General features: G+C 68.6%; 6 protein-coding genes. 3 read left to right on the top strand and 3 right to left on the bottom strand.

Going from position 1 to position 13,981, the window contains the following annotated elements:
- Positions 1–98: 98 nt before the first annotated feature.
- A complete protein-coding gene (locus EEB15_RS28940) occupies positions 99–3,890 on the bottom strand; it encodes a translocation/assembly module TamB domain-containing protein (protein ID WP_158290266.1) in 3,792 nt (1,263 codons plus the stop codon).
- Positions 3,891–3,895: 5 nt separating this feature from the next.
- Positions 3,896–5,716, bottom strand: coding sequence for an autotransporter assembly complex family protein (locus tag EEB15_RS28935; RefSeq protein ID WP_233259659.1), 1,821 nt, complete (start codon positions 5,714–5,716; stop codon positions 3,896–3,898).
- A 146-nt stretch (positions 5,717–5,862) separates the two neighbouring features.
- Here EEB15_RS28935 and EEB15_RS28930 point away from each other — a divergent pair, with 146 nt between their 5' ends.
- From EEB15_RS28930 to EEB15_RS28920, 3 genes are all read left to right on the top strand, one after another.
- The gene (locus EEB15_RS28930; RefSeq protein ID WP_141513444.1) at positions 5,863–6,522 is read left to right on the top strand and encodes a response regulator; all 660 of its coding nucleotides are present in this window, start codon (positions 5,863–5,865) and stop codon (positions 6,520–6,522) included.
- The gene (locus tag EEB15_RS28925; RefSeq protein ID WP_141513443.1) at positions 6,519–7,856 is read left to right on the top strand and encodes an ATP-binding protein; all 1,338 of its coding nucleotides are present in this window, start codon (positions 6,519–6,521) and stop codon (positions 7,854–7,856) included. The genes EEB15_RS28930 and EEB15_RS28925 overlap by 4 nt, the downstream gene beginning before the upstream one ends.
- Positions 7,857–7,923: 67 nt before the next feature.
- Entirely contained in the window at positions 7,924–9,414 is a 1,491-nt protein-coding gene (locus EEB15_RS28920; RefSeq protein ID WP_141513442.1) for a DegQ family serine endoprotease, read from the top strand.
- An 813-nt stretch (positions 9,415–10,227) separates the two neighbouring features.
- On the opposite strand, the gene EEB15_RS28915 is transcribed toward EEB15_RS28920, so the two are convergent.
- Positions 10,228–13,794 (bottom strand): DUF2126 domain-containing protein, encoded by a 3,567-nt coding sequence (locus EEB15_RS28915; protein ID WP_141513441.1) that lies wholly within the window; start codon positions 13,792–13,794, stop codon positions 10,228–10,230.
- Positions 13,795–13,981 lie beyond the last annotated feature (187 nt).

Genomic DNA, 13,981 nt, shown 5'->3' with positions numbered 1-13,981 from the left:
GAAAGCGCCGCAGCCGGACGCCGTAGCCATCGCGCCGCGGCCCGGCCATGCACGGCGTTGCCGCCCCGGAACATCGAACGCAACGGCTCGAACGAGCATTAGTCGAACGCAAAAGTGAAGATCAAATCCACCCCCGCACGCTCGCCGGCCTGTGCCCGCACCGTCAGCCGCCGCGACACGTCGTAGAAGATATAGAGCGTACCCAGCGCGCCCGAGAGGCTGCGCTCGTACGACGCGTAGAAGTTGCGTGCGAATCGCTTGCCGAGCGTGACGACCGCGCCTTCGCTGCCGTCGCGGCGCACCGACAGTTCGTCCAGGCCAACCGTGGCCGCAATGCCCTTCGAGCCGGGCCGCCGGCTGGCCAGCAACGCCAGCGCCGCCTGCTGCACCAGCGCCGCCTCGGCCCCTGTGCTGGGCGCCGCGCGGCCGGTGACGAGCCAGGCGAGTTTCTCTGCGTCGGGCAGGTCGGGCTCGGCGTACAGGCGCACGAAAGGCACCTGCGCCGTGCCGTTGATCAGCACGCCGACGCGCTGCACGAGGTTGGGCCGCACGGCAAGGATGTCGAGCACCGGGTTGTCGATGCGGCCGTTGAAGCGCAGCACGCCGCGTTCCACGTCCAGGCGCTGGCCATAGGCGCGGTATTCGCCGCCCACTGTCGTGATCGTGCCCACCAACTGGGGCTGCGCGATCGACTGCGCCGACAAGGCGAGCGAGCCGCGCAGCTTCGTCCGCAGGCCTCGGCCTTCGACCTGGAAGTCGTTGCCCATGTCGAGGTCGACAGCGACAACGAGCGGTTTCTTCGCGGGCGATGCAGGCGATGGGGGTGGTGTTGCCGGCGGCTTGGCGGCGCGCTCCTGCGCGGTCGCGCCCATGGCCTGCGTGTTGCGCACGACGACGTCGTCGCCGAGTTTCGGCGCGGTTTCCTCAGGCAGGATGATGCGGGCCTGGTCCACCTTCAACGCACCACGGATCTGCGTCGACTCTGCGTCCATGCGCGATTCGAGCCGGCCCGAGACCGTGAGTTGCCGGTCGGAGCGGATGCTGGCGCGCAGCTTCGTCAGCAATGCCGTCATCTGGATGCGGGGCGCCTTGTCGACCCACGCCGCCTCGCCGGTGGCCGATAGGGTGCCGCCGCCATCTTTCTCGCCCGCGCCGCGCAGCATGAATTCGGTGAGGACCACACGGTTGCCCTCCAGCCGCGCGCGCATGCGGCCGCCTTGGAGCTCGATGCCGTCGACGACCGACCGCAGGGCCAGGTCGTCCGCCGCCACGGTGCCTGAAAGTTGCGGGTCCGCACGCGTGCCGGCGGCCTTCACGTCGGCGGCGAGCGAGCCGCGCAGGCGCCAACCGGGCGGCGCGAGCAGTGACCAGACGCCGATGCGCGGCAGCTGCGCGCGCAGGGCGCCGGAGATCGGGGCGTTGTCCGCCCACTGCCAGCCAGCGGCGCCGCCGGGTGTGAGCCGTGTGGCCAACCGGCCATCGGCCGTGCCGGCCCGCTCGCTGTCCCAGCGCATCGTCAGCACGACTTCTTCGCCCTGGCTTACCAGCGTGAGCCGAGCGTCGCGCACGCCCGCCGCCACACGCGACGACGCGCCGTCCGCCGTTTCGGCGAGCACCGTCAGGTCGCCACGGCTGCGCGCGAGCGATGCATTCAGCTTGAGCGTGCGGCCCAGGCTCGCATCCCACTGCGCATCGAACACCATGTCGCCGGACAGGGCCGAACCCGCCAGCTGCGGCCCGCCCACCAGTTCGATCCAGCTCATGGGCAAGCCCGTGAGCTTGCCTGCCGTGCGCAATTCACCCGCGCGCCAGCGCACCGGGTCCCAAGCCAGCACGGCCTGCGTTGGTGCTGCTGTGCCCTTCACCGCCGGGGACGTCAACGTGGCCTGGCCCGCGGTCACGTCCAGGCTGGGCCCGCCTGGGGACCATTGCACATCCACCGCGCGTTGCAGGGCCAGCTGCCACGCGCCCGCTCCGATGGCCGGGTCTTGCACGTTGATCGACAGGTTCGCCAGATTGGCGCGCCACTGAGGCGCCGCGCCGCGTTGCATGGGAGCGCGGCCGCCGCGGCCCACGAGTTGCACACCGGCCTGGCGCTGGCCCTGCTTCGCGCGTGCCTGAATCGAAAGAGCCGCGTCGCTCAGGCGCCCGTTCAAGGTGGCCAGCAGGTCCGTCACGTTCCAGCCGGGTGCCTTCTCGTCGGCGCGGTTGCGCACCTCGATCGAGGGCGACGACAGGCGTGCCTGTATTTGCGGATCGTTCCATCCGCCTTGCCACGTGACCGCAAGGCCGGCGCGACCGGCCAGTGGTGGCGCGTCGGCCGCCACGGCCAGGCCCGGCAGGCTTTGCAGCCACCGCTGCGTCGCGGCGAGGTCGCTGCCCTCGAGCTGCAGCGTGCCGCGGCCCTTGGTCTCGGACAGCGCGCCGTCGGCGTTGCCACGCAGGCCCGGTGCCTGTAGCACCAGTTTGCCGCTGCCGGAGCGCGCGGCGGGTTCCACCTCCAGTGAGCCTTGCAAGCTTGCGTCGCTGGTGCGCAGGGCGAGGGCGGGCAGCGAAAGATGGCCATCGGCCCAGCGGCCCTTCGCCGACAACTCGCGAATGGCCAGCGCGGGGGGCGCGGCCTTGGCGCCGCGCCGGGGCGCTGCGCCTTTGCGCGCGCTGCCGCCATTCAAAGCGACATCGAACGCGATGGCCGTGCCTTCCTGACGCGCATCGATCTTTCCACCCAGCGGCGTCGCCGCAAGCTGCGTGTGCAGGGCTGCCGGATCGACGTTGGCCAAGGTGCCGTGCAGTGCCCAGCCCGTGCCACCGCTTCCCGTAGCGCCGCTGCGCCATTCGCCCGTGGCCTTGAGTTGTCCGCCGCCGACCTGCGCGTCGAGCTCCTGCACCAGCGCCATGCCGCCTCGCCATTGGCCTTGGGCGCGAAGTTGGGAGATCGGCAGCTTTTGCTCGTCCCACGGGCCGGGCAGGTCGTTGCGCACGTCGGCGGTCGCTTGCCACGTTGCCGTGCCTGCAGGCACGACGCGCACTTGGCCGGCCAGTTGTGTGTGAGGCGCTTGCGGCCACAGGCCCGCCAAGTCGAGCCCGCTCATGGTGACCTCGGCCTGCGGCACCGGTTGCGCCTCCCACAGCGTGACCCGCGCTGTCCCGGTGGCCTGCGTCGCCTCGACGCCGGCCCGCGTGCTGCGGACCTTGGCTTCGGCCTTCAAGTCCGCGAGCGGCCCGCGCAGGGTGGCCGTGAATTCGACGGGAACCGTCTCGGCGCTGCCGGGCACCTTCGTCTCGAGTTTGCCCGACAGCGTCGCGTCGAGCGGCAATTTGCCGTTTGCACCCAAAGTTGCGGCTGCACCATACGTCCCACCGGCCCATCGCACGGAATTCAGGCGCACCGTATGTGCGGCGTCGCCGTACCAGTAGCGGCCGGTGATGTTCTCCGCGACGACGGTCTTGTTGGTGATCCACTCGATGCGGCCGATCGCCAGGTCGTCCAGCTCGACGTCGGGTTGAATCTCCAGCGAGCCGGGCATCTTCCACGGCTCGTTGGAAGGTGGCCGGCTGTCGACGATGCGCAAGGCCGCGGCGTGAAAGCGGCTCAGCTTGATGGTGCCGCCGAAAAGGAACAGCGGCCGCCAAGCCAGGTCGACGTCGTCGGCCTGGAGCATGAGGCCCTCGCGCTCCCAGGTCAGGCGCTTGACGTGCAGGCCGGTTCGCAAAGTGCCGCGCGCCTCTTCAACCACGATGGGCTGCGAACTCACCGCGCGCCGCAGCGCCCATTGCAGCGACGCCTCGGTGCCGGCCCACCACCACAGGCCGACAGCCGTTGAAACGATCAGCACGATCACACCGAGCAGCAGCGTCGGCACCAGCTGCCATTCGCGGGGGGAGCGCATCACTTTCAAAACACGAACCCCACGCTCATGTGCACGCGCACCTTGCGCGACTTGACGCCATAGGCCAGGTCGGCCTGCACCGGGCCCACCGGGCTCTTCCAGCGCACGCCGGCGCCTACGCCCGTCGAGAAACGCAAGTCGCCCACGCGGTCTGCCACGGCACCCGCATCGACGAACACGACGCTTTCGAATTCGGTGGGCGCCCCGCGCCAACGAATAGGCCTTTGCCATTCGGCGCTGCCCACCGCCAAGAAGCGGCCGGGCCCGACCTGGCCGCCGGGCAGCGGCACGCCGATTTCGCGGTAGCTGTAGCCGCGCACGGTGGTGTCGCCACCCGTGCGGAAGAGCTGCGTGCCAGGCACCTGCGCGGACGATCGCGCCAACACGGCGCCCAGCTCGCTGCGCAATTGCAGCCGCCCTTGAGTCAGTGGGCGATAGCCCAGCCAACGGAACACCGTGCGTTGGAACGGGCTGCGGTCGCCGGTGAGAGTGAGGCCGCCGCCCAGCTCCAGGCCGAATCCATGGCCGCGCGTGGGAAGCGTGGGGTTGTCGAAATAGCGGCCCGTCCAGACATAGTTGGCGGAGATCGCCGAGCCCGCGCCGCTGTCCAGAGTAGTGACCGGCGCGCCGGCCTGCGTCTGCACCGTGGCGCGGTCGTACTGGAGGTAGACGTTGCGATCGATGTGATCTTGGCTCTTCAGGCGGCCGAAGCGCAGGCGCTGGCCGTGCGTCACCAGGTTGCCGTCGTCCAGGCGTTCGCCACGGGCGAGGCCCGCCCAGCGCCAGCCGCGCTCGTCGGGGATGTCCATCAACTCGGTCTGCGCGAACGGCGTCTTCTTGTCGAGCTGCAGCTTGCTCACCGCGCGCCAGCCGATGCCGGGCACGCGGTTGTGGATGTGCTCGACCGAGACGCGCGGTCCGCTGTCGGTGGTGAGGCCCACGCCCAGCACCACCTTCTGCAGCGGCGCCTCGCGTACGGTCACCTGAACGGGCGCGGCTGCCGGGTCCGCTTGCGGGTCGACCAGGATGAACGCCGAATCGAAGTAGCCGCTGCTGGCCAGCCGCAACTGCGCCTGCAGGATGCGGTCGCGGTCATAGATGGAGCCGGGCGCGAGCCGTGCCAGGCGCGGCACCAGCACCGGATCGTAGCGCTCGACACCGGTGGCTTGCACAGGGCCCAGGCGGAACAAAGGCCCCGAGTCCAGCCGCAAGCCCAGGTGCGCGCGATTTGCCGGTGCGTCGATATCGGCCAAGCTGTCGGCGAGCCGGCCGGCCGGATAGCGCCGCGCCTGCAGCTCGCGCAGGGCCGCGGCCTTGGCGTCGTCCCACGCCGCCTGGGTGAAGGTTTGCCCGGGCGGCATCAGCCAGCCGTTGCGGATGCCTTCGCGCTGCCTGACCGCGTCCTCGTCCTTGCTGCCCGCGATGTCGCCTTCGAAGTCGATCTTCACCTCGCGTACGGAGGTGGCCTGGCCCGGATCCACCGCCACGGAGATGACGGGTCGCGCGCCGGGCTCGCGCGCGATGCGCACGTTGGGGCTGAAGTAGCCCAGCGTCGCCGCGATTTCGCGCACGTCCTTTTCGGCGAGCGTGATGAGGCGGGCCAGTTCGGCATCGTCCAGGTCGCTCACCTCGCGGTAGCGGCGCAACTCCAGGTGGCGCTCCAGCAGGGCGCGCAACGGTTGAGGCGCACGGATTTCGAGATCGAACGAAGGCTTCGGCGCGTCGTCGGAAGCGGCCCTGGCACTGGGAAGCAGCCCCAACAGGGCCGCCGCACCCAAGGCGGGAATGAGCCTGGCAGCCAGTCGAATTCGGTTAATGGATGGCACGGTGTGATGAGCTGGGAGCAAGCCTGCCACTATGCAGGCTCTGCAGCGCCGGTGGCGTAGGCCGTGTCCGACAAACAGCCCCGGCTTTAAGGCAAGCCTAAGACCGCGCAGCCCATAATCGCGGCGAGCCGGAGAAACCCAACCCCATGCGACTGCTGCTGGTCGAAGACGACGCGATGATAGGCGAAGCCGTGCTCGACGCCCTGCGCGCCGAGCACTATGCCGTCGACTGGGTGCGCGACGGCGCCATGGCCGATACGGCGCTGCGCAGCGAGACCTACGACCTCGTGCTGCTGGACCTGGGCCTGCCCAAGCGCGACGGCCTGGACGTGCTGCGGGCCCTGCGCGCGCGGCATTCGACCGTGCCGGTGCTGGTGGCCACGGCGCGCGACGCTGTGGGCGACCGGATCGCCGGCCTCGATGCCGGCGCCGACGATTACGTGGTCAAGCCCTACGACACCGAGGAATTGCTGGCGCGCATCCGCGCCTTGATCCGCCGCAGCGCCGGCCGCGGGGAGCCGGTGTTCAGCCACAAGGGCGTGACGCTCAATCCTGCAACGCGCGAGGCGGCTGTCCATGGCGATGCCGTGTCGCTGTCGGCGCGTGAATGGGCCGTTCTGGAGCCGATGCTCGCGCGGCCCGGCGTGGTGTTCTCGCGTGCGCAGCTCGAAGAAAAGCTCTACGGCTGGAAGGACGACATCAGCAGCAACGCGGTCGAGGTGTTCATCCATGGCTTGCGCAAGAAGCTGGGCAGCGAGCTGATCCAGACCGTGCGCGGCCTGGGGTACGTGGTGCCGCGCGAATGAGTACCGGTGCACCCACGGCCGCGGAACCGCATTCGCTGCGCAGGCGGCTGCTGTGGCTGGTGCTGGCCGCTATCGCCCTGGCGTCGGTGTTGCAGGCGAGCACGGCCTACCGCACGGCCTTGCAGCAGGCCGACACGATGTTCGACTATCACCTGCAGGAACTCGCTCGATCGGTGCAGGGCGGCGTCCCGTTTCGCCCGGGCAGCGGCGCGCAGCCCTTCGACTTCCAGGTGCAGATCTGGGGCCCGGACGGCGCGCAGATCTTCCGCTCGACCGGCACGGCGCTGCCATCGCGCGCGGTGCTGGGTTTCTCCGACATGGAAGTGGAGGGCGTGCGTTACCGCGTCTATTCGCTGCAGACGCCCGAACAGACCATCCAGATTGCGCAGGACCTCGATGCGCGACAGGCGCGTGCCCGTGTGCTGGCCGCGCGCGCGGTGTTGCCCGTGCTGCTGTTGGCGCCGCTCCTGATGATGGCGGTGTGGTGGCTGATCAGCCGTTCGTTGGCACCGGTGCAGCGCGTGCGCACGCAGGTGGCCGGGCGGGCCGCTGACGATCTCTCGCCGCTGCCTGAGGCGGGGCTGCCCGAAGAGGTGATGCCGTTGGTGAGCGAGTTGAACCTGCTGTTCGGCCGGGTGCGCGAGGCCTTCGCCGCGCAGCAGACTTTCGTGGCGGACGCTGCGCACGAGTTGAGATCTCCGTTGACGGCATTGCGGCTGCAGGCGCAAGCCCTGCGCCGCGCCCAGGACGATGCGGGACGCGAGGCCGCGGTGGCGCGCCTGAACGACGGCATCGAGCGCGCGATCCAGCTGGTGAACCAGTTGCTCGTGTTGGCGCGAGAGGAAGGCCACCGCGAAGGCGAGAGCCGCTTGCAACGCATCGACTTGCAGGACCTTGCGCGGCAGGTCGTCGCCGACGTGCTCCCGCAAGCGCAGGTGCGGCGCGTCGACGTCGGCTTGGTAACGGCTGAGAGTATCAGTGTGCAAGGCCAGCCGGAGCCGCTGCACATCCTGCTGCGCAACCTGCTCGACAACGCCATCAAGTATTCGCCGGAGGGCGGGCAGGTCGATATTTCGCTGTCGGCGGCGAAGGGTGCTCCTTGCCTCAGGGTGGAAGACAGCGGCCCCGGCATCGCCGAGGCGGAGCGGGAGCGTGTCTTCGATCGCTTCTACCGCACGGCCGATGCGCGCGCCGCGGGAAGCGGCCTGGGCCTTGCCATCGTGAAGACCATCGCCGCGCGTCATGGCGCCACGGTGCAGCTCGGCAGTTCGCAGCGCCTCGGCGGCCTGAAGGTCGAGGTGGTGTTTCCGCCGCCGGACGCCGCACGGCTTTAAGACTCGCCTAAGCGGGCGTCCCCACAGTTGGGTCTATCGATTTCCAACTATTCGTGAGGACCATCCCATGACACAAGCCCAGTTCAAATCGGTACCGCTGGTGCTGGCGCTGCTCGGCGCCGGTGTGATCGGCGGCGCCGGCGTAGAGGCATTGCACCGCAACGCCGTGAACGCCGCGCCGACGACAGTGGCCGCACCCGCCACTCCCACAGCGGTTGCGACGGCTCCTGTCGCACCGGCTTTGGCCGCATCGACGCTGCCCGATTTTCCGCGCATCACCGAGCGCTACGGCCCGGCCGTGGTGAACATCAGCGTCTCGGGTACGCGCAAGACGTCCGGCATGGAAATGGATGCGCAGGCGCTCGGCGACCCGTTCGAATTCTTCCGCCGCTTCCAGCAAGGCCCGAATCGCGGCACACCGCGCGAGGTGCCGGTGCGCGGCATGGGCTCGGGCTTCATCATCGGCGCCGACGGCGTCATTCTCACCAACGCGCACGTGGTGAAGGACGCGAGCGAAGTGACGGTGAAGCTCACCGACCGGCGCGAGTACCGCGCCAAGGTGCTGGGCAGCGACCCGAAAACCGACGTGGCCGTGTTGAAGATCGAGGCGCGCAACCTGCCGGTGGTGACGCTCGGCAACACGAAGGACCTGCGCCCCGGTGAGTGGGTGCTGGCCATCGGCTCGCCGTTCGGCTTCGAGAACACCGTGACGGCCGGCGTGGTGAGCGCCAAGGGCCGGTCGCTGCCCGATGACAGCGCCGTGCCGTTTATCCAGACCGACGTCGCGGTGAATCCCGGCAACTCGGGAGGTCCGCTCTTCAACGGCCGCGGTGAAGTGATCGGCATGAACTCGCAGATCTACAGCCAGTCGGGCGGCTACATGGGCGTGTCGTTCGCGATCCCGATCGACGTCGCCGTGCGCATCAAGGATCAGATCGTCGCCACCGGCTCGGCGCAGCATGCACGCCTGGGCGTGACGGTGCAGGAGGTGAACCAGACGCTGGCCGACTCCTTCAAGCTGGACCGCCCCGAGGGCGCGCTCGTAGCGAGCGTCGAGAAGGGCAGCCCCGCGGAGAAGGCGGGCCTGCAGCCGGGCGATGTGATCCGCGGCGTGAACGGCCAAGCCATCGTCGCGTCGGGTGATTTGCCGGCGATGGTCGGCCTGTCGAAGCCGGGCGACCGCGTCGTGCTGCAGGTCTGGCGCCAAGGCAAGAAGGTGGACCTGAACGCGCAACTCGCGAGCGCGAACGAGAAGGTCGCGAAGGCCGAGGCGCGCAACGAGAACGCCACTGGCGGCAAGCTGGGCCTGGCCTTGCGGCCGCTGCAAGAAGGCGAGAAGCGCCAGTCCGGCATCAAGGAAGGCCTGGTCGTGGAAGACGTGGGCGGCGCCGCGGCGCGCGCGGGTGTCGAACCGGGTGACGTGCTGCTGGCCATCAACGGTGCGCCGGTGAAGAGCGTCGAGCAGGCACGCTCGGCAATCGGAAAATCCGACAAGTCGGTGGCATTGTTGATCCAGCGCGGCGACGACAAGATTTTTGTTCCGGTGCGGATTGGGTGAAGGGTTTGCAGCGTTGCCGCGAGTTGCGCTCGTAGACCTCGCGGCAAAGCTGTGCGTGGGCGGGCTGCGGCGCGATGGCTACGGCGTTCGGCATCGCCTGCTTCGCAAGCTCCTGCCGAATTCCTTGCGCCGGGAGACCCCGCGACCCGCGCGAAAAAACTCCCTGCGCTTCGCTCCGGTCAAACAGTTTTCGCGAGCATGAAACGGTCGCACGGCAAGCCGTGCTGGGTCGCGGGGCCACCCGCCGCAAGCGCCTGAGCTTTATTCGCGCCGCAGCCCGCCCACGCACAGCTTCGCAGAGACACTGTTGGCGCGCCCCCGGTGGAGTGCCACCGCTTAGCTGTCCGCCCAGGGTTTCGGCATGCCACCGCCGGCACGCCACCATCTCACTGCAACGCCGTGCACGGCCGGGCCGCGGCGCGAATAAAGCCCAGGCGCCCGCGGTGGATGGTCTTGCGGCCCAGAGTCGCTTGCGACGCGACCGTCTCATGCTCGCGGCACTTGTTTGAACCGCGCAAAGCGCGGTGAGTTGTGCCGCGCGGGCCGCAAGACCTTCCAGCGCGGGGACTCCGGCTAAAGGCGCGAAAGCGCCGCAGCCGGACGCCGTAGCCATCGCGCCGCGGCCCGGCCGTGCACGGCGTTGCCGCGAAGTCTCAGGGCGCAACGCCCCAAAAGTCGTGGAGGAAGCAACGCAGGGCGCCGCTGCCCGTTTCGCGGGCACCGCAGATGCAGCCCGCATGGATGCTGCATCCCATGCGGAGCCCCCGCACTAACCAACAGGGTTATCCACAGCGGCGGTGGATATCGCGCTGCTCAACGGGGCGGCTGGCGCAGGTCCAATGTGAAAGGAAACTCTTTACTGCCGGCCACATTGATGGTAGCGGGCGGCACCTGCAGCTCGCCGGGCGTGTGGCCCATGCGGAAGAAGCGCGAAAGCCGGCGGCTCTCCGCTTCGTATGAGTTGACGGGGAATGTGTCGTAGTTGCGGCCGCCCGGATGCGCGACGTGGTATTGGCAGCCGCCGAGCGAGCGCTTCATCCACGTGTCGACGATGTCGAACACCAGCGGCACATGCACAGGGATCGTCGGGTGCAGCGCCGACGGCGGCGCCCAGGCCTTGTAGCGCACGCCGGCGACGAACTCGCCCGTGACGCCGGTGGACTGCATCGGCATGGCCTTGCCGTTCACGGTGATGGTGTAGCGGCTTTCGTTCATTCCTGTCACGCGCACCTCGATGCGCTCCAGCGACGAATCGACGTAGCGCACGGTGCCGCCGGCCGATCCTTCCTCGCCCATCACGTGCCAGGGCTCGAGCGCGTTGCGCAGCGTGAGCTCGATGCCGCGCGACTGCACGGCGCCCACCAGCGGGAAGCGGAACTCGAAGTGGGGCGCGAACCAGTCGGCTTCGAACGGGTAGCCCGCTTCACGCATCTCGGCGAGCACGTCGTGCAGGTCCATCTGCACGAAGGTCGGCAACAAGAAGCGATCGTGCAGCTCCGTGCCCCAGCGCGCGGCGGGCGCGCGGTACGGCTCTTTCCAGAAGCGGGCGACCAGCGCGCGAATCAGCAGCTGCTGCGCGATGCTCATGCGCGCATGCGGCGGCATTTCGAATGCGCGCAGCTCCAGCAGGCCGAGGCGGCCGGTGGACGAATCGGGCGAGTACATCTTGTCGATGCAGAACTCGCTGCGGTGCGTATTGCCCGTGACGTCGACCAGGATGTTGCGCAGCGTGCGGTCGACGACCCACGGCGCGAGATAGCCCCCACGCTCCCCCACTCCGTGTGGGTCGCTGCCCCCCGAGGGGGCCTTCGCGCCTTGGGGCGGCCCGGCGACGCTCACTTCGCCCTGCATCCGCCGCGCGCGCTCGATCTGGCGTAGCGCGATCTCCAGCTCGTACAGCTGGTCGTTGCGCGCTTCGTCCACGCGCGGCGCCTGGCTGGTCGGGCCGATGAACATGCCGGAGAAGAGGTACGACAGGCTCGGGTGGTTGTGCCAGTACAGAAGCAGGCTGGCCAAGAGTTCGGGCTTGCGCAGGAAGGGCGAGTCGGCCGGCGTGGCGCCGCCCATCACGAAGTGGTTGCCGCCGCCGGTGCCTGTGTGGCGGCCGTCGGTCATGAACTTCTCGGCCGACAGGCGCGTTTCGAAAGCTGCCTGGTACAGGAACTCGGTGTGCGCCACCAGCTCGTTCCAGCTGTGCGCCGGATGGATGTTGACTTCGATCACGCCAGGGTCCGGCGTGACCTGCAGCAACTTGAGGCGATGGTCGCGCGGCGGTGGATAGCCTTCCAGCACGATCTTCACGCCCAGCTCCTGCGCGCTGGCTTCGATGGCGGCCAGCAGGTCGAGGTAGTCCTCTATCCGGGCCAGCGGCGGCATGAAGACGTACAGCATGCCGCTCTTGCTGCCGACCTGTTCGGCCTTCGGGCCGTTGGAGCGGCGTGGGTCGCGTACTTCGACACACAGGGCCGTGCGGCTCAGCTCCTTCGCCGATTCGAATTTCGCGGGCTGCGCGAACTGGATGCCTTCGGTGCCTGCAGTGGCTTCGTCGCCGGTCGCGGATTGGAGCCTTCGCGGCGCTTCCGTCTGCGGGCCGGTGCCGGAGAGATAAGGCACTGCGCTGCGTTTCGCATCCGGCGCCACCGGTGCCGCGTAGCGCTCATGCAGCGCGTCGGCAACGGGCAATACGCCGCGTGGCGCCATCGGGTCCTTTTCGATGAGGTAGGGCACGTCCGTCTTCGCAGCCCAGGGCAGGGCGTCCAACGGCAGGCGATAGCCCATGGGCGAATCGCCGGGGATCAGGTACATGCGCTCGTCGCGCAGGAACCAAGGCCCCGTCGTCCACTGGGGGCCGGCGAGATGTGGGTTCTCATTCTCGACCGCGTTGATCGGCAGGACGTAGCCGACCACCGAGTCCAGTTTCTGCTCGAACACGCGGCGCAGGCGCACGCGTTCCATCTCGTCGTCCAGCCGCGAATCGAACGGATCGACGTTCACCGGCAGACGCCGCTCGCGCCAGAGGTAGTAATAGACGTCTTCGTAGCCGGGCTTGATGAACTTGTCGGTGATTCCCAGCTTGCCGGTGAGCGTGTGGATGAAGCGCTTCGCGTCTTCGCCCGTGTAATGCGACGGCTCTCGCTCGTCGGCGAAGAGGGAAGGGTTCTTCCACGCCGGCTGGCCGTCGGCGCGCCAATAGATCGACAGCGCCCAGCGCGGCAACTGTTCGCCCGGGTACCACTTGCCCTGGCCGAAATGCAGGAAGCCGCCCTTGCCGTATTCGTCGCGCAGCTTGTGCACGAGCTCGGTGGCGTAGCCGCGCTTCGTGGGCCCCAGCGCGTCGGTGTTCCATTCGGCCGCGTCGCGGTCACTCACGGCGACGAAGGTCGGCTCGCCGCCCATGGTCAGGCGTACGTCGCCGTCTTTCAGCTCCTTGTCCACGGCTTCACCGAGCGCGACCACCTTGGCCCACTGCTCCTCGGTGTACGGCTTGGTCACGCGCGGCGATTCGTAGATGCGCGTCACTTCCATGTGATGCGCGAATTCCACCTCGGCGTCGTCGACCAGTCCTTCGATGGGCGCGGCACCCGATGGCTGCGGCGTGCAGGCCAGCGGGATGTGGCCTTCGCCTGCGAGCAGGCCCGATGTCGGGTCCAGCCCGACCCAGCCGGCGCCGGGCAGGTAGACCTCGCACCAGGCGTGCAGGTCGGTGAAGTCGACGGTGGTGCCGCTCGGGCCGTCCAGCGCCTTCACGTCGGGCGTGAGCTGGATCAGGTAGCCGGAGACGAAGCGCGCTGCCAAGCCGCAACGGCGCATCAGTTGCACCAGCAGCCAACCCGAGTCACGGCACGAGCCGCTGCCGTTCGTCAGCGTTTCCTCGGGCGTCTGCACGCCCGGCTCCATGCGGATCAGGTATTTGATGTCGTTTTGCAGCTTCTGGTTGATGCCCACCAGGAAGTCGATCGTGCGCTGCTTCTTGCGGTCGACCTGCTCCAGGTAAGCCTGCAAAAGCGGCGTGATCGGCTCCACGGCGAGGTAGGGCGCGAGCTCCTGCGCGACCAGCGGCTCGTACTTGAATGGGAAATTCTCGGCCGCCGGTTCCAGGAAAAAATCGAAGGGGTTGTAGACCGCCATTTCGACGACCAAGTCCACCGTGACCTTGAACTCAGTGGTTTTCTCGGGGAAAACCAGGCGGGCCTGGTAGTTGGCGAATGGGTCCTGCTGCCAATTGATGAAGTGCTGGGCCGGCTCGACCTTGAGCGAGTACGAGACGATGCTGCTGCGGGAGTGCGGCGCGGGCCTCAATCGGACCACCTGCGGCCCGAGTTGGACGGGGCGGTCGTATTTGTAGTGGGTGACGTGGTTCAGCGCGGCGTGGATCGACATATGCTGGCAATACTAGCAAGTCTGGGGCCCGCCCGAGGTTTTTTGCCGGGCTGTCGGCACGACAGTGCCATGCCACGTTGACATTGCCATATGCATAACTACAGAGGGTGGATGACCCCGGCGCTGGCCGGAGCCGTGATCGGCCCTGCGGTGCAGGTGCAGCAGGCGGGGTTGTGGGGGTTGTCTC

The sequence above is a fragment of the Ramlibacter sp. WS9 genome, from assembly GCF_003797765.1.
Taxonomy (GTDB): Bacteria; Pseudomonadota; Gammaproteobacteria; order Burkholderiales; family Burkholderiaceae_C; genus Ramlibacter.
Note: the sequence above shows the minus strand (reverse complement) of the source record. Positions and strands in the feature narration are given on the sequence as shown.

Excerpts from the sequence above, each read along its gene's own strand:
- EEB15_RS28940 (WP_158290266.1), bottom strand. The coding sequence starts at position 3,890 with ATGCGCTCCCCCCGCGAATGGCAGCTGGTGCCGACGCTGCTGCTCGGT.
- EEB15_RS28930 (WP_141513444.1), top strand. The coding sequence starts at position 5,863 with ATGCGACTGCTGCTGGTCGAAGACGACGCGATGATAGGCGAAGCCGTG.
- EEB15_RS28925 (WP_141513443.1), top strand. The coding sequence starts at position 6,519 with ATGAGTACCGGTGCACCCACGGCCGCGGAACCGCATTCGCTGCGCAGG.
- EEB15_RS28920 (WP_141513442.1), top strand. The coding sequence starts at position 7,924 with ATGACACAAGCCCAGTTCAAATCGGTACCGCTGGTGCTGGCGCTGCTC.
- EEB15_RS28915 (WP_141513441.1), bottom strand. The coding sequence starts at position 13,794 with ATGTCGATCCACGCCGCGCTGAACCACGTCACCCACTACAAATACGAC.